The sequence below is a fragment of the Streptomyces sp. NPDC090032 genome, from assembly GCF_044748025.1.
GTDB lineage: Bacteria > Actinomycetota > Actinomycetes > Streptomycetales > Streptomycetaceae > Streptomyces.
Genome location: NZ_JBIVFF010000015.1, coordinates 197541 through 214326, shown reverse-complemented (window position 1 = coordinate 214326; position 16786 = coordinate 197541). Strand labels below are relative to the sequence as shown.

The window sequence follows — 16786 nt, the reverse complement described above, 5'->3', positions numbered from 1 at the left end:
CGGCAGGCGCCGGGTTCACGTGCGAGCCCAGCGCAGTGCGGCTTCTGCTCCGTGGGTGTGAAGCGTCCGCGCGGCCTCGGCGACGGCGCTCGCGAACGCCTCGTGCTGCGCTGCTTGTTGGGGCAGCAGTCCGCTCTCGGTGAGGATCAGTCCGGCCGCCTCGCCGGGTTCCCGTGTTCGCCGGGCCAGTTCGGTGAGGCGGGGACGTGCGGCGTCGTGGACGATGCCGAGCGCCTGCTCGTCGTAGGCGTCGGCTCCACCGGTGACGACGCGCACGTAAGCGGCGATCCCGAGGGCGAGCAGGCGCGGTACGCGCCCCGCGGCCAGGGACTCCTCGATGACGCCCGCCCAGCGGACCGGGATCTTCAGGGAGCCGTCGGAGGCGACCTGGGCGGTGCGGTGGCCGAGCGCCGGGTTGGCGAAGCGGTCAAGTAGTTCGGCGATGTACGCCTTGCCCGGCATGGCGTCCGGTGCGGTGACGGTCGGCAGGATCTCGTCGCGCATGGCCGCCTCGACGGCTGCGCCGAGCAGGTCGTCGGTGACGGCCTGGTCGATGGAGCGGTGACCGCGCAGCAGGCCCAGGTAGGCGAGGAGTGAGTGCGCGCCGTTGAGCAGGCGCAGTTTCATCAGTTCGTACGGGGCGACGTCGCGTGTGAACACCGCTCCCGCGGCCTCCCAGGCGGGCCGTCCGGCGCGGAAGTCGTCCTGAAGGACCCACAGTTTGTACGGCTCGGCTGGTACGGGCACGGCGTCGCGGACGCCGAACGCACGGGCGACCAGTGAGCGGTGTTCGTCGGTGGTGGCGGGTGCGATCCGGTCGACCATGGTGCTCGGCGTGGACACGGCTGTGTCGAGGTACGTCTGGAGGTCGTCCCGTTCGGCGGCGGGCAGCGCGGCGATGAACTCGCCGAGCAGTCGGCGCAGTTGACGCCCGTTGTCCATGAGGTTGTCGCAGCACAGGACGGTGACGGGGACGGCGCCCGTGCGCAGCCGCTGCTGCAGTCCGCGCACGGTGAGGCCGAGGGCGGTGCGGGGTGTGCCGCCTTTCAGGTCGGCGCGGACCAGCGGGTCGTCGAGGTCGAGATGTCCGTCGGCGCCGAAGGTGTAGCCCTTCTCCGTCACGGTGAGGGAGACGATGCGGGTCGTGGCGCTGCCGATCGCGGCGACGACGTCGGCGCCCTGTCCGTCGGCGGCGAGTGGGGCATGGTGCACCCCGGGGACGGTGGCCGCGACGGCGCGGTCGCGGTGCAACGTCAGCACCGTGTACAGGCAGTCCTGTTCCGCCATGCCGGTGAGCACCGGGCGGGGTCCCCGGCCGGGGCTCGTGGACACTCCGGTGATGCCCCAGGGTCCATCGGTGCGGCGCAGCGCGTTCGCGGTGTAGACGGCCTGGTGGGCGCGGTGGAAGTTGCCGAGGCCGAGGTGGACGATGCCGGGTTCGGGTGTGCTGGGGGGACGTTGGAGACCGGGGACGGGGAGGATCGCCCGGGAGAGGCGGGGCAGGGTGTGTGTGTTCATCGTCAGGCCTCCCCGCCCGGCTCGATGAGGACCTTCAGCTGTGTGCGGTCGGTGAGCGCGGTGTCGAGGGCTTCGGCGGCCCGCTCCAGCGGGAAGGCGGCGGTGACCAGTTCGGCCAGCAGGATCCGGCCGGACGCGGCGAGCCGGATCGCCGCCGGGAAGTCCCCGGCGGCGTACCGGAAGGAGGTGACCAAGGACAGCTCCTGGCGCTGCATCCAGGCCAGGGGAAGGTCGGTGAGCGGGCGGCTCGGGTTGCCCACGACGACGGCGGTGCCGCCTGGGCGCAGGGCACGGATGCCTGACACCAGGGCGGGTCCGACGCCGGAGCAGTCCAGGACGATGTCGTATCCGTCCGGGTCGGCGGGAGCGTGTGCCCGTTCCGGGTCGGGGGTGAGGTCGGCGGCATCCACGGTCGCGGCGCCGTACCGCGCGGCGATCTCCCGCCGGGCGGCGGCCACATCGGACACGGTCACGGATCCGGCTCCGGTGGCGGCCGCGACCTGCGCGACCAGTACGCCGATCGGGCCGGCCCCGGTGACGAGGACCCGCGCGCCCGGTTCGAGACCGCTGCGTCGCACGGCGTGCACGGCCACGGCGAGCGGTTCGACGAGTGCGCCGAGCCGTACGTCCATGGTCTGGGGTAGCGGGTGTACGAAGTCCCGCGGGACGCACAGGTACTCGGTGAGCGCTCCGTCGGTGGGCGGGGAGCCGAAGCAGGTGCCTTGGGGGCAGAGGTTGTAGCGCCCGGCGCGGCACAGGGTGCAACGGCCGCACGGGTGGGCGGGCTCGATGGCGACGGGTGTGCCGTGCGGCAGGTCGTCGGCGCCGTGGCCGACGACGAGTCCCGCCGGTTCGTGGCCGAGCACAGTCGGCTGCCGAAGTACGTTGGGGCCGTTCTCACCGTGGGCGTAGTAGTGCAGGTCGGAACCGCACAGTCCCACGGCGCGCACGGCGATGAGGACCTCACCCTCCACAGGCTCGGGCAGCGGCCGGTCTTCGATGCGCAGGTCCTTGGGCCCGTGCAGGACGGCGGCGCGATGCGTGATCTTGGCCACGGGGCGGCCCTTTCTGTCGTACGAGGGGTGGGCGGCCGGTCTAGCGGGCCGGCAACGGTTCGACGCGCTTGATCACGAACGCGTAGGTCAGGGCGCCCACGATGGAGAGTGCGCCGGAGACGAGCAGCGGCACGAGGTACGAGCCGCCGAACGACGCGAGCAGGAAGCCTGTGACGATCGGGCCGAGGGCGCCAGCCACGTTCGAGGCGAAGTTCTGAATGCCGGCGAGGGAGGCGACGTGTCCGGCGGTGGGCGCGACGTCGGCGGGCAGCGAGGCGACGGACGCGGTGGAGAAGGTCAGCGACGCGTAGCTGAGGGAGAGCAGCGCGAGGGCGCCCGACGCGGTCGGGACGACCACCGTGAGCGCGATGACGGACGAGCACAGGGTGCCGGAGACCAGGCAGGTCTTGCGGACCTTGGTGGTGGACCAGCCCTTGCGCAGGAGCCGGTCGGCCGTGAAGCCGCCGAGCAGCGATCCGACGATGGCGACCAGGCCCGGGACCGTACCGAAGAAGCCGAGCTTGAGCAGGTCGAAGCCGCGCTCGTCCACGAGGTAGCTGGGGAACCAGGTGATGAAGAAGTAGACGACGTAGTTGAGGCAGAAGAAGCCGAGCATCATGCCCCAGACCGTCCGGTACCGGAACAGGTCACGCCAGCGCACCTCGGGGCCTTCATCGCCCTGCGCGGGGGTCTCTTCGACACGTGCGCCGCCCGCCTCTATGTAGGCGCGCTCCTGCGCGGTCAGCTTCGGGTGGTCGGCGGGCTCGTGGTACAGCCGCCACCAGCCGATGATCCACAGGAAGCCGAGCAGACCGCAGGCGATGAAGGCGACGCGCCAGTGGAAGGCGGAGACCAGCATCGTGACGAGCGGCAGCGCGATGGCGGTGCCGACGCGGGCGCCGTTGTCCCAGACCCTGTTGGCGAGGGTCCGCTCGTGGCGCGGGAACCAGCGGGAGACCGCTTTGGCGGGTGCAGGATAGCCGGCGGCTTCGCCGGCGCCGAGGACCAGGCGCGCTCCGACGAGGCTGCCGACGCCGCGCACCAGGCCCATGCCGACGGTGGCGAGGGACCACCAGATGGCACCGATCATGAAGACCTTTTTGACGCCGAACTTGTCGAGCAGCGCTCCGGCGGGCAGTTGGCACAGGGCGTATGTGATGAAGAACGCGCTGAGGATGAAGCCCTGGGTCTCGGGGCCTATGTGCAGGTCCTTCGACATCGTGGGCAGCGCCACGCTGAGTGTGGAGCGGTCCAGGTAGTTGACTGCGAGGCCGCCGAAGCAGAGCACGGCGATGCCCCATCGGACGTTCTTGCCCCGGCCACGGGGGCGGGCGTGAGCGGCGCCTGGTGAGGCCTGCGCAGCCTCGGTTTCGGTGACGGAGTGCGTCGTCATCGGGGTCCTCCGGTCGTCTTTGGCCGGTCGGAGGCGTCGTGAACTTCGTGCACGGCGGCTCCTTCGTGCGGGGACGGGATGCGTGGGGTGCGGCTGGGCGGATGGCGGCTCGCGAGACCGGAGGGATGCGTTGGTGCTCGCTTCCCGCGACATTTTCTACCCTCTCACCGGCTTACATACAAGCCTTGTATGTAAGAATCTCCGCAGCTGAAGGTGAGAAGGTGACGTCATGGCAGCCCCGCAACGACACACGAGACCGACCCCGCGGCACGCCCCCGCGGCGCCCGCACCCAAGGAGTCGGTCCGCACCCGCGTGCACGCGCTGCTGCGGTCCCGGATCACGTCCCTGGAGCTGCCGCCCGGAGCGCCGCTGTCCGAGAACGAGCTCGCCGCCGAGCTCGACGTCAGCCGCACCCCGGTGCGCGAGGCGCTGATCCTGCTCGGCGAGGAGGCCCTGGTCGACGTCTTCCCCAAGCTCGGCACGTTCGTCTCCCGGATCAGCGTCGACGCCGTCCTTGAGGCCCAGTTCATGCGCGAGGCCCTCGAACTTGCCGCGCTGCGCAAGGCGGTCGAGCACGCGAGGGCCGAGGACATCGTGGCGCTGCGGGCGATTCTCGACGCACAGCGCTCGGCGCTGGCGGCGGCGGATGCGGACTCCTTCTTCGAGCAGGACGAGGCGTTCCACCGCCGCCTGATGGAGTCCAGCGGCCACCGCACGCTGTGGCGCACGGTCACCACTGCCAAGGCCCACCTCGACCGCGCCCGCAGACTGAGCCTGCCACTGCCCCACCGCATCGAGGACCTCATCGCGGAGCACACGGCGGTGGTCGACGCGCTGGAGCGGCGCGACGCCGCGAGCGCTGAGACGGCGCTACGCGGACACCTTCAGGGAGTCTTCGACGACATCGGGACCATCCAGGCGGACCGCCCGGAGCTCTTCACCGAGCCGTACGACGAGACGGTGCCCGCCCGCCCCCGGGTCCATCCGGGGCTGCGGGCCTGACGGCGAGGACCTTGGCGTCGGCGGCACCGGTACCGCCGACGCCAAGGTCCGGCCGACACGCCGGCCTCGCCGGCGCCCGCGTCGAGCACGCATGGCTCGCATGGCTGATCCCGGAGGTCGGACGCGCCACCTCAGGACAGTGCATCGCCATGACGGAACCCGGCACCGGGTCCGACCTCGCGGGCGTCACCACCAAGGCCGTACGCGTCGGCGACCACTGCGTACTCACAGGCGCCAAGACGTTCATCACCGGAGGCATCAATGCCGACCTCGTCATCGTCGTCGCCCGCACCTCGGCGGCCGATCCCGGGAACCGGCGGTCCGGACTCTCGCTGCTCGCCGTGGAGTCCGGCATGTACGGGTTCAGCCGTGGCCGCAAGCTCGACAAGATGGGGCTCAAGGCGCAGGACACCGCGGAGTTGATGTTCGACGATGTGCAGGTGCCCGCCGCCCACCTGCTCGGCGCGGAGGGGGACGCCTTCGCGATGCTCACCGCGAACCTTCCGCAGGAACGCCTCACCATCGCCGTCAACGCCCAGGCGACAGAGACCGCGGCGGTGTCGCCGGCCGTCGACTACGTCAAGGAGCGCAAGGTGTTCGGCCGCCCGTCGCCGACTTCCAGAACACGAAGTTCGTGCTGGCCGGGTGCGCCACCGAGATCGAAGCGGGGCAGGCCCTCGTCGACCGAGCCCTGGGTGCCCTCGACGAGGGCACCCTCACCGCCGCCGATGCGGCCGAGACCAAGCTGTTCTGCACCGAGATGCAGAACCGCCTGATCGACCGGTGCCTCCAACTCCACGGCGGATACGGCTACATGCGCGAGAACGCCATCTCTCGCCTCTACGTCGACGCACGGGTGTCCCGCATCTTCGGCGGCACCAGCGACGTCATGAAGAGCGTCGTGTCGAAGTCACTGGGCCTGTGACGGCTCCGGTCGGCAGCGACGTTTCGGTACCCCGCGACGGGTCACCCCGGGTCCGGTGACGGTCTCAGGCGTCGCAGCCACGCCTCGGTCTGTGAGAGATGGGCGGAGGCCGCGGCCGCCGCGGCCGTGGGGTCGCCGGCCGCAAGGGCGGTGATGAGCGCCTCGTGGCCGAGGTCGCTGGCCAGACGCACGGTCGCCGCTTCCCTGGTGCCGTAGACGCTGTAGTGGGCTCCGCGGGCACGCAACAGGCCGGCGAGCGCGGCGAGCGTCTCGTTGCCCGCGGCCGCGCAGACCGTGGCGTGGAACTCGTGGTCCAGCAAGTGGAGTTGCTCCTGGTCCTGCTCGCGGGACAGGCGCTCCTGCAGGTCGCGCAGGTGCGCCACGACCGTCTCGTCCGCGCGCGCCGCGGCGAGCGCGGCGGCGTGTGACTCGATGGCGCGGCGCACGTCGAAGAGTTCGAGGAGACCGTCCAGCGGGAGGACGTCGACGGTCGCACTGAAACCGGCCAGCATGTGCGCCGGGTTGAGTGCGGAGACGAACGTGCCCGCGCCGTGCCGGGACTCCAGCATGCCGAGGGCCGCGAGCGACCGGACCGCCTCGCGCAGTGAACCGCGGGAGACGCCGAGGCGGGCGCACAGGTCGGGTTCGGGCGGGAGCCTGCTGCCCGGCCCCAGCTCGCCGCTCGCGATCATTGCGCGCAGGCCCGCAGCCGCGGTCTCGGTGGCCGCCATCCTCGTACCCCCTCCGGTTGCCGCGGGACGTCCCCGCCGACGTGTCCGCAACGATGTCATGGCGCGGCCGCCCCCGAGTCATCTAATGACTGGGCTTGCGGCTGGAGGTGAAGATTCTCTTCGCACCCCTGTTCATCGGGAAGGTTACCGCCTACGGTCCTCCGGGAGAGCGATAGTCATCGGATGACTCAGAGAGCTGATATGCCTTCGCACCCCCTGGACCACTGGGCACTCGACCCGGACGTACGCCACCTCAACCACGGCTCGTTCGGTGCCGTGCCGCGCACTGTCATCGAGGAGCTGCACGCCCTGCGCGCCGAGATGGAGACCAATCCGGACCGCTGGTTCCGCGGGCTCCCCGAGCGGGTGACGCACGCCCGCACCGAGATCGCCGGCTACCTGCGCACCTCCGCGCAGACCCTCGCCCTCGTACCGAACGCGAGCGCCGGGGTCAGCACTGTCCTCGCCTCGCTCGCGCTCCCGCGCGGCAGCGAGGTGGTGATCACCGACCACGCCTACGGTGCCGTAGCCATGGGCGTGGCCCGCGCCGCCGCACGTGCGGGGGCACGCGTACGGACGGTCCACGTGCCGCTCGACGCGACGCCCGAGCAGGTCACCGCCCGATTCGCCGAGGCCCTCACCGATCCGCGGGCCCCCACCTCGCTCGTCGTCGTCGACCAGGTCACCTCGGCGACGGCCCGCCTCTTCCCCGTGGCCGACATCACCCGGCACGCCCATGCGGCCGGCGCGCTCGTCCTCGTCGACGGCGCCCACGCGCCGGGCATGCTCGCCGACCCTCTCGCACAGGCCGGCGATGCCGACTTCTGGGTCGGCAACCTGCACAAGTGGCCCTGCACACCGCGGGGTACGGCCGCCCTGGTGGCACGCGGAGACCGGGCGCAGGAGCTGTACCCACTGACCGACTCATGGGGCGCACCCGACCCGTTCCCGCTCCGTTTCGACCAGCAGGGCACGGTGGACCTCACACCGTGGCTCGCGGCGCCGCGCTCCCTGGACTTCGTGGAGAAGCAGTTCGGCTGGGAGGCCGCTCGGGGTCGCATCACCGAACTGGCGGGCGAGGCACAGCGGATGCTCGCCGACGCACTCGGCACGGACACCGACGCGGTCGGCGGCAGCGAGGCCCCGGCGATGCGCCTGGTACCGCTGCCGGACGGCACGGCCACCGACCAGGCGGCCGCACATGCCCTGCAACACCATCTCTCCGTCGCGATCGGCTGCGAGACGGCCGTGACCACCTGGCACGGGCGCGGCTACCTGAGGCTGTCCGCGCACCTTTACAACGACCGAGCCGACTACGCGCACCTGGCCGAGCACCTTCCCGCGGCCCTGGCCGAGGCGGCCGGGTAGCGGGCACGGTTCGACGGCCTGCCATCCACCGCTCCCAGAAAGGGCAGTAAGCGTGCGCACCAAATCCATCGAGGCGACCCTGCGGGACGCCGAACGCCCCACGACCCGGCTCGCCCGCTCGCTCGGGCCGCTCCAGCTCACGATGATGGGCATCGGCGTCACGATCGGTGGCGGCATCTTCGTCCTCACCGGCACGGCAGCGGCGAATTACGCGGGCCCGGCCATCGCGATCTCTTTCGCGCTCGGTGCGCTCGCCTCGGGCCTGGTGGCCCTGTGCTACATGGAGTTCGCGTCGACGGTGCCGGTCGCGGGCAGCGCGTACACCTTCGCGTACGTCTCGCTCGGCGAACTGGCGGCGTGGCTCATCGGCTGGGACCTGATCCTCGACATGACGATGGGCGCGGGGGCCGTGGCCAGCGGCTGGTCGCAGTACGTGGTCGACTTCCTCGCCACGTTCGGCCTGCACCTGCCCTCCGCCATCGCGGGACCGGACGCCGTGGTGAATGTGCCCGCCGTGCTGGTCATCCTCGTGCTGACGGCTGTCCTGGCCGCGGGCGTCCGTACGACCGCACGCATCAACACGGTCATGACGCTGGTGAAACTCGCGGCCATCGTCCTCTTCCTGTGCGTCGGCGTCTTCCACATCGACCCTGCCAACTGGACCCCGTTCATCCCGGATTCTCGTCCGCCGGGCGGCGACGGCGACGTGTGGCAGCAGCCGCTGCTGGGCTGGGCGGGCATCAGCACCAACGCCACCTTCGGCCTCGCGGGCATCCTCACGGGCGGCGCCATCGTCTTCGGCGCGTTCTCCGGCTTCGACATCATGGCCAGCAACGCCGAGGAGGCCAAGCGCCCCCAACGCACGCTCCCCATCGCCCTGATGGCGACCGTCGTCGCCTGCGCCGTTCTCTACGTCGGCGTGTCACTCGTCATCACCGGAATGCGTCCGTACACACAACTGGACACCGCGGCGCCCGTGACCGGCGCGCTGGCCGCCGTCGGCTCGGACTGGGCCGTACGGATCGTCGGCCTCGGCGCGATCTGCGGGCTCACCACCGTCGTCATGATCATGCTGCTCGGACAGAGCCGCGTCTTCCTCGCCATGAGCCGCGACCGCCTGCTGCCCGAGTGGTTCTCCCACGTCCACCCCGTCACGCGCAGTCCTCGTCGGATCACCTGGACACTGGGCCTCGCGGTGGCGTTCATGACGGCCGTCCTGCCGATCCAGGACCTCGCCGAACTCGGCAACATCGGCATGCTGACCTCATTCGTCGTCGTCTGCGTCGGCGTGATGTACCTGCGCCGCACCCGCCCCGACCTGCCCCGCGGCTTCCGTACACCGTGGGTACCGTTCGTGCCTGTGGTGGCACTGCTCCTGTGCCTGCTCCTGGTCGGCAGCCTGCCGCTGATCACCTGGGTCCGCTTCCTCGTGTGGATGGCGGTCGGTCTGGTGATCTACGCGCTGTGGGGGCGCCGCAACAGCCGCGTCGCCACGGGCGAACTGACCGCCGAGTCACCCGACGCGGAACCGGTACCGTCCGGTCGCTTGTGAGAGGCCCGACCGGGCACCTCGCCGGCCTGCGGGAACCAGGCCACCCCATGTCCTGAGACGGTCGGCATCCGGTCTGCCGGTGCTCGGCGAACCGCACAGCTCGCCGGGCCCGGGAATCGGTTGCACGATGGATGCCTTTCCCGGGTATGACGAGCCGCCGAGACGGAGACCGATGAACGTCCCGCGCCCCAGTCCCCGGCGCCACGGACAAGCCTCGCGGCGATCTCGCCGGCCGTGACGACGTCCACCTCTCGCGCCCGGACGCCGAGGCGCAACAGAGGGTCCTGCCGCGCCCGGAGCACCTGAAGCCGTGCCGCCGCAGTTCTCCTGGTGCTCCTCGGTGCCTTGCTGGGGTGAGTGGTCCCCCGGTGGGAGCGGCACCTTCCCGAGGCCGGATTGAGTTTCGACGCCTCCACCGCGCAGGCGACTCCCGCCGCCATCGCGGGCGGCATGATCACGCCGGCACGGATCCTCAGCTCCTGAGGAACCCGGCCCGGTTCGCGGATCAGCCCCGCAGTGCCGAGACGAAGATGCCGGGCAGCCGGCGCAGCTTCGGATCCGTCGTGTACTCCGTGAGGCGCTCCATCGTCATGTTGCCGGTGCGGTTGGTGACGTAGTACGGCGGCCTGGGCGACAGGGAAGGTGAACCGGTGAACAGGCCGCGCGGCGAGGGTGCGAACGGTGCCCGCAGGACGGTCTTCTCGACGTCCTCCAGCATGAACGCGTTGTGCACGAAGCCGATGCCGCTGCCGATGTCCTGGCGGGTGTGACCGGGGAACGCGCCCCAGGGCGTGTATCCCAGGAGGAACCCGAAGGCCGACCAGCAGTTCACGCCGAGCGTGCCGTAGCGCAGGGCGGCGACGGCGTCGCCGACGGCCTGGCGGTGGGATCGTTCGGTCCTGGGGTGGACGAGGAGCGTGGCGCCGAGCGTGCCGGGCAGCTTGTCGTTGGCGAACTCGGTTGCGGCGCGCAGGAATTGGGGCGCGTCGTCGCCCGGAAGGCGCACCACGCCCAGGGCGCTGGCGAAGACCTCTACGGTGAGCATCGGGTCGTCGGCGTCGGTGATGTCCGGCACGAGGAGACGGCACGCGTCGTCGCCGTGGATCTCGACGGCGGGGTGGTGCTGTGTGACGGCGTCGAGGCGTTCGCCCGCGCCGGGGTAGTAGTCGGTGCGCGGCGGCAATGCGCGCAGTACGTGGCGGATCTCGGCGAGCAGGACTTCGGTGCCGTCCCAGTGGCGGGGCACGAGCAGGATCTGGCTGGCGACGCAGTTGTGGCCGGAGTTGTTCATCTTGCTGGTGACGATGTGCTCGGCCTGGAAGCGGAAGTCCGCCGCACTCCAGGGCCCCGGCGTCACGATGCAGGGGCTGACCCCGCCCAACTCGCTGGTGAACGGCTTGTCGTTGACCGGTGTGTCCGCGCGGCGGCGCTCCTCGGCCTTCTCGCCCGTGCCCCACACGATGGCGTCATGGGTGCGGTCACTGCCCGTGACGTGGATGCTGTCGACGCCTTCGTGCGTGGTGAGATACGCGCCCTCCACGTTGCCGCCGTCGACGAAGCGGACCCAGCCTCGGTCGACGAACTCGGTGAACACCTCCTCGAAGTGCGGCCGGAGGTAGGCGTTGACCGGGTTCATCTTGGCTATGACGACCTGGCCCTCCGCGTACAGCTTGTGCAGGACGTCGAGCGGTGTGATGGCCGGGACGTTCCCGGCGCCGAGCACGAGCGCGACGGCCGGGTCACCCGGCCGGCCCCGGTACTCCCCGGCCGCCCGCTTCAGGACCTGCTCACGGGTCGTACCAGGCCGTGTCCACACCTGTGCCGTGAATCCGTTGAGCAGCAGGCGGTCGGTCGCGGTGGCGGGGAAGACGTCCACGACGGTGCGGCCGTCGCGGTGACGGACGGCCTTGGCGTCGAGCGGATCGCGTCCGGCGGCCATCCGCCGCAGCACATGCAGGTACGCGCTCACGGTCTGGGCCAGGGCCCAGGGCGCGCTGGCCCAGTCCTCGGCGGCCCAGGCCGACGTGGCGGCATAGCCCTTGGCAGCGGCGGCGTCGGCCACCATGGCGGACGCGGCGTCGGCGATGCGCGGGAGCATCCGTTCCAGCAGTGCGACGCGTTCCGCCAAGGGTGTCGCGGACCAGGAGGCTGCGTTGTCGCGCAGGTCGCCGACGGCGCTGTCGAGGGGGGCTGTGTCGAGCGCGGGGGCAACACTCATGGTTCAACTCCAGTAGGCGTAAGACAAATCGGGAAGAGACGAATCGGTCAGCGGCTCAGCCGGGCGATGTCCCGGGCAGGGTCGATGAGCAGGAAGGACGCGGCGGCGCCAACGGCCAGGAGGGCGCCGGAGAGCAGGACTGCGTTCTGGTAGCCGCTGTTGCCCTGGGCGTCGACCATGGCGCCGACGACGGCGGGGGCGGCGAGACCGGCCGCTGTCACCACCGCGTTCATCGTGCCGAGCGCGCCTCCGCTCCTGGCCGGCGGGGCGACCTCGGCAATGGTGGTGGCGGCGATCGTGGCGTACGAGCCGCCGAGGCCGAAGCCGAGAGCGATGAGGACGGTCTTGGCCGTCGAGCCGTCGACGAGCGGCAGGGTCAGACAGCAGGCGGCACCGGCCGCGAGCAGCCAGCCGCCCACCCAGCCGCGGGCGCGTCGGCTGCTGACGCCGCGTCGCATCAGGCGGCCGGTGATCCCGGCCTGGGCCAGCAGCACGACGGCCCCGATCGTCCAGGGAGCGACGACGACGGTGCCGGCCTGGTCGGCCGAGTATCCGAGACCGTTGCGCAGGTACGACGGCAGCCACACCAGCATCAGCGCCACGGACCAGTAGCTGGTGAAGTAGGCGAGGGTGGCGCCGATCCAGGTGCGGCTGGCAAAGATCCTTCGGTACGAGGGGACACTCCGCGCCTCCACCGACGCGGTGGCGGCGCCTTCGGGTGCGGCGGTGCGGTGCCGGCCGTCGGCGCCGAAAACGCCCCAGGCCGCGGCCCACACCAGCCCCGTTGCCGCGAGCACCCACAGCGCGGCCCGCCAGCCATGGTGCTGGACCACCCACGACAGTCCGGGCGCGGACACGATCACTCCCAGCGTGACTCCGAGCGTGATCAGGGCGCCGGGCAGGTTGCGCCGTTGGTTGGGGAACCAGGCCAGCGCGGCCTGCTGGGCGACGGGGAACGCCGGGCCTTCCGCCGCCCCGAGGAAGACCCGCGAGACGACCAGCACGGCGAGTCCGCCGCCGATCGCCGCGGGCACCTGCGCCACGGACCACAGGACGGCCATCATCAGCAGCAGCGCCTTCGGCGACATCCGGTCGGCGGCGAGACCGACGACGACGGCGGCCACCGAGAAGAGCAGGAAGAACGCGCTGTTGGCGAGCCCGAACCGGGTGGCGCTCAGGTGCAGATCGGCACGGATCTCGTCGGCGGCAAGGCCCAGGACGGACTTGTCCGCGAAGTTGACCATCATGAAGACCACGAGCAGCGCGGTCACAGTCCAGGCGCGGACACTGCTGCTGCCGGTGGCCACGGTGGACCCAGCGGGATGCTGAGGCACGGTCGGTGCCGCGGTCATGGGTGCTCCGTAGGTGGTGGGTGGCTCGGGAGGGTCGGAGGAGAGCTCGGAAGGCGCGGCCCGCACCGTGGGCAACGGACGGTGCGGACCGGGCCGGCCGCGGGTCAGGACAGCGGGGTCCCGGTGATGGCGATGCGCTCCATGACGCGGCGCTGCGGGAAGTAGTCGTTGACGGCGTAGTGCTGGACGGCGATGTTGTCCCAGACGGCGATCGAGTCGGGCTCCCAGCGGAAGCGGATCTGGAACTCGGGGATGCGCGCCTGCAGTACGAGGATGTCGAGCAGCTCGCGGCTCTCCGCGTCGGACAGGGCCTTGATGGAGCGGGTGAAGGGCTCGTTGACGTAGAGGGTCTTGCGGCCGCTGCGGGGGTGGCGGACGACGACCGGGTGCTCGACCTGCGGCCAGCTCTTGCGGAAGGCGGCCTTCTGCTCGTCGTTCATCAGCGCACCCCAGCTGGCCTCCCAGTCGTGGACCGCGGTGAGGTTCTCGATGCGCTCTTTGAGGTCGTCGGGCAGGTTGTCGTACGCGGCGGCCATGTCGGCCCACATGGTGTCGCCGCCCGAGGCGGGCACCTCGACGGCGCGCAGCACCGCGCCGAGCGACGGGTTGGCCATGAACGAGTGGTCGCTGTGCCAGATGTTCTTGTTGCCGGCGGCCTTGGCGTCCTTGGCGAGCCGCGAGATGCCGACGGTGTCGGTCCTGGCGAAGAACGGGTTGGGCTCCGGCGGTCCCCAGATGCCGGACAGCGCGAGCTGGTGCTCCGCGGTGAAGCCGGTCTGCCCGCGGAAGAAGATCACCTTCCATTCGAGCAGCGCCTGCCGCAGCTCCTCGGCGAGTTCTTCGCTCAACGGCCGGGTCAGGTCGACCCCGCCGAGTACGGCGCCGAGATGCGGGGTGAGCGGCTCGATGTCGAGCAGCTTGTACGTGGACTGTTCGGCACCCGGCGCGAGCCGGTCCAGCGTGCGGCGCCCGTAGTGCATGAGGGGCTTGTCCAGTACCGGCTTGGGGTTCTCGACGGGGGTCGTCGCGACGTCCTGCATGGGTGTCCTCCCAAGGGTCACTGATTACGTAACCGCGAGTATCGATATTCAGATGCGACGGTGCAAGAGGTCTGAGCAGATTGTTTTCACGGTGGCGCACGGAGCCCCGACACGGGCTGAGGGCATACCGAAGGGCACGTCAGGACCCTGATTCACCTGACGCGCGGGGAATGTGGCGCTGGATCAGCCGTGCTTCACGGCCGCGCGGCGACCGCCCGGCCGATCAGGTCGGCCACGGACTCGACGAGGTGTTCGTCCGGCATCAGCTGCTCGGCGACCAGCCGGAAGACCAGCGACGACGCCACGAGCGTGGCGGCGGCGGACAGATCCGCGTCCGGCCGTACGTCGCCGCGTGCGACCCCGCGTTCCAGCACGTGCCGCGTCTCGCTCATCACTCGCGCCGAGTACGCGCGAAACGCCTCGCGCACCGCGCCCTCCTCCGCCGTCGCGCCGATCACCCCGGCCAGCAGCCGGTCGACGCCGGGCTGCCGGTACGCCTCCATTCGCGCCACGAGGACCGCACGCAGCTCGGCCCGGAAGTCGCCCAGGTCCGGCACGGTCAGTGGCCCGATCCGCGACTCGGCGGCGGCGATGACCAGGTCCTGCTTGGTGGACCAGCGCCGGTACATGGCCGGCTTGCTCACCCCGGCACGGGCCGCGACAGCATCCATGGTCAGCGCGCCCATTCCGCGCTCCACCACCAGGTCGACGACGGCGTCAAGCACGGCCCGGGTGACTCGCTCCTCGCGCGGCCGCCCCGGGCCCCTCCGCTCATGCTGCACCTGTGCATCGGCCATGCACAGAGCGTACGTCGGCCTCGGCCGGCCTCGCCTGCAGGGTGGAGCGCTCCCCGAGTCAGCCGGCCACCACCCCGTCCGGCCCGGAGAGTTCGGTCCGCAGCACATGCTTGGTGATCTTCCCTGACGGGGTACGCGGCAGCTCCGGGCGCAGGACGAGTTCGCGGGGAATCTTGTACCGGGCCATCCGGGTCCCCAGCCACTCCCGCATCCCGGCCAGGTCCAGCTCCGCGCCCTCCCGCGGCACCACCACGGCCACCACGGTCTCGCCCCACTGCGGGTGCGGGCGGCCGACGACGGCGACATCGAGCACATCCGAGTGGCCGCGCAGCGCCCCTTCGACCTCCTGCGAGGCGACGTTCTCGCCGCCGGTGACGATCACGTCCTTCATCCGGTCCACGATGGTGACGAAGCCGTCCTCGTCGACGCGCCCGAGGTCGCCGCTGCGGTACCACTCCCCCGCGAACACCTCGGCGGTGGCGGCCTCGTCGTCGAGGTAGCCGACCATGCGGGTGTCCGAGCGCAGCCAGATCTCGCCGGTCTGTCCGGCCTCGGCGTCGGCGCCGTCCGCCCGTACGACCCTCAGGTCCACGCCGGGCATGCCACCGCGCCCGATGGACCCGGCCTTCTCGACCTGCTCGGCCGGGGAGAGCGACGCTCCCACGGGGCCGGTCTCGCTCATCCCGTACACCTGGTGGAAGGCCTCCGAGCCGTACGCCTTCATCAAACGGCGGGCGGTCTCGGCGTCCAGGGGTCCGGCACCGTAGATCCAGGCGCGTACGGACGTCAGGTCGAACGCGGTGAAGTCCTCGACGGCCTGCACCGGGGCGATGAGCGCGATCGGCGCCGCGAACAGGGCGGTCACGCGCTCCCGTTGGACGGTCTCCAGCATTTCGCGGGGCTCGTACTCGCGCTGGAGCACGATCGTGGCGCCCATCAGGAGGGTGCTCATGGCCCAGTTGTTGAGCGGGGAGGCGTGCCAGATCGGCATGCAGATGAGGAAGCGCTCGTCGCGGTGAAGGGGAATCGTGACCGCCGTGTACGTGGCGGCCAGCGCGACACCCCGATGGGTGTGCACGCAACCCTTCGGGCTCCCCGACGTCCCCGATGTGTACAGGATCTGCGCGATGTCGCTGTCCGGGCCCGCCTCACCCGTCCAGGGCTCGGCGCGCGCCGTCAGCGCCTCGAACGAGTCGGCCGGCAGCGCGTCCGCGGCCGTGTCGGGATGGCTGGTCAGCCAGCGCACATCTGCGTCCGCGGCGGTCGCGCGCTCGCCGATCCCCGCGTCGACGACCGCCAGCCGAGCACCGCAGTGCCGCAGCTGGCGCTCCACCTCGGCCGTCTGCAGTTTGTGGTTGACCGGCACCAGTACGGCACCCGTGTACCAGGCACCGAACGCGGCGAACAGGAAGGCGGGGGTGTTGTACGTCATGACCGCCAGACGGTCGCCGGGTCGCAGTCCGGCCTCCCGCAGCACTGTCGCGGCGCGGCGGGCCGCGTCCGCGAACTCGCCGTAGGTCCATCGCCGCTCGCGGTAGACGACGGCTTCCTTCGTTCCGGCCGAGCGAACAGCGTTGTCCAACAGGGCACTGAGGTGCATCACGTTCTCCTGACGAGCCGTGCCGGCGACGACCGGCCATGGCGGGAACCTCTGAACGATGGTTCACTCTTTGAGTGCCCTACCGCAAGACCCCAGCCGAATTCCGCCGACGCGAAGCCGCCGCAGGCCAACGGGCAAGACCTCGGTCAACGGTGTACGGAACCCCGTCGCCCATCGGACGGCTCAGGCACCAACTCCGGTGCCGTTCCCGTTGGTTGTGAGGCGTCGGCCGAC

At 71.0% G+C, this 16786-nt stretch carries 12 protein-coding genes and 1 pseudogene; 4 read left to right on the top strand and 9 right to left on the bottom strand.

Annotation, left to right across the window (positions count from 1 at the left end):
• Positions 1-15 precede the first annotated feature (15 nt).
• Genes ACIPWY_RS33030 through ACIPWY_RS33020 form a run of 3 tightly spaced genes read right to left on the bottom strand, consistent with a single transcriptional unit; the run spans position 16 to position 3966 of the window.
• Positions 16-1518, bottom strand: a complete 1503-nt coding sequence (locus ACIPWY_RS33030; RefSeq protein WP_393702061.1) for a mannitol dehydrogenase family protein — start codon at positions 1516-1518, stop codon at positions 16-18.
• A gap of 2 nt (positions 1519-1520) precedes the next feature.
• A complete protein-coding gene (locus tag ACIPWY_RS33025; protein WP_393702063.1) occupies positions 1521-2573 on the bottom strand; it encodes an NAD(P)-dependent alcohol dehydrogenase in 1053 nt (350 codons plus the stop codon).
• Between the two features lie 40 nt (positions 2574-2613).
• A complete protein-coding gene (locus tag ACIPWY_RS33020) occupies positions 2614-3966 on the bottom strand; it encodes an MFS transporter (RefSeq protein ID WP_393702065.1) in 1353 nt (450 codons plus the stop codon).
• 229 nt (positions 3967-4195) lie between these two features.
• Between ACIPWY_RS33020 and ACIPWY_RS33015 the strand changes: the two genes are divergently transcribed.
• Entirely contained in the window at positions 4196-4969 is a 774-nt protein-coding gene (locus ACIPWY_RS33015) for a GntR family transcriptional regulator (RefSeq protein ID WP_393702067.1), read from the top strand.
• A 143-nt stretch (positions 4970-5112) separates the two neighbouring features.
• A pseudogene (locus tag ACIPWY_RS33010) lies at positions 5113-5894 on the top strand (acyl-CoA dehydrogenase family protein); the annotation flags it as partial.
• Between the two features lie 41 nt (positions 5895-5935).
• On the opposite strand, the gene ACIPWY_RS33005 reads toward ACIPWY_RS33010, so the two are convergent.
• On the bottom strand, positions 5936-6625 hold the full coding sequence (locus ACIPWY_RS33005; protein ID WP_362907278.1) for an FCD domain-containing protein: 690 nt from the start codon (positions 6623-6625) through the stop codon (positions 5936-5938).
• Positions 6626-6826: 201 nt separating this feature from the next.
• Here ACIPWY_RS33005 and ACIPWY_RS33000 point away from each other — a divergent pair, with 201 nt between their 5' ends.
• Together ACIPWY_RS33000 and ACIPWY_RS32995 are read left to right on the top strand one after the other, a co-directional pair.
• A complete protein-coding gene (locus tag ACIPWY_RS33000) occupies positions 6827-7993 on the top strand; it encodes an aminotransferase class V-fold PLP-dependent enzyme (RefSeq protein ID WP_393702070.1) in 1167 nt (388 codons plus the stop codon).
• Between the two features lie 52 nt (positions 7994-8045).
• On the top strand, positions 8046-9545 hold the full coding sequence (locus ACIPWY_RS32995; protein ID WP_393702072.1) for an APC family permease: 1500 nt from the start codon (positions 8046-8048) through the stop codon (positions 9543-9545).
• A gap of 505 nt (positions 9546-10050) precedes the next feature.
• Here the strand turns inward: ACIPWY_RS32995 and ACIPWY_RS32990 are convergent.
• The 5 genes from ACIPWY_RS32990 to ACIPWY_RS32970 all read right to left on the bottom strand — a co-directional run bounded on the left by ACIPWY_RS32990 (position 10051) and on the right by ACIPWY_RS32970 (position 16552).
• Complete coding sequence (locus tag ACIPWY_RS32990) at positions 10051-11763, bottom strand: aldehyde dehydrogenase family protein (RefSeq protein WP_393702074.1); 1713 nt, start codon at positions 11761-11763, stop codon at positions 10051-10053.
• A gap of 47 nt (positions 11764-11810) precedes the next feature.
• Complete coding sequence (locus ACIPWY_RS32985) at positions 11811-13115, bottom strand: MFS transporter (RefSeq protein ID WP_393702076.1); 1305 nt, start codon at positions 13113-13115, stop codon at positions 11811-11813.
• Between the two features lie 104 nt (positions 13116-13219).
• On the bottom strand, positions 13220-14155 hold the full coding sequence (locus ACIPWY_RS32980) for a TauD/TfdA family dioxygenase (RefSeq protein WP_362907270.1): 936 nt from the start codon (positions 14153-14155) through the stop codon (positions 13220-13222).
• A gap of 194 nt (positions 14156-14349) precedes the next feature.
• Complete coding sequence (locus tag ACIPWY_RS32975) at positions 14350-14952, bottom strand: TetR/AcrR family transcriptional regulator (protein WP_362907268.1); 603 nt, start codon at positions 14950-14952, stop codon at positions 14350-14352.
• A gap of 58 nt (positions 14953-15010) precedes the next feature.
• Positions 15011-16552 carry an AMP-binding protein gene (locus ACIPWY_RS32970; protein WP_362907266.1) on the bottom strand — a complete coding sequence of 514 codons (1542 nt, stop codon included), beginning with the start codon at positions 16550-16552 and terminating at the stop codon, positions 15011-15013.
• Between the last annotated feature and the right edge of the window lie 234 nt (positions 16553-16786).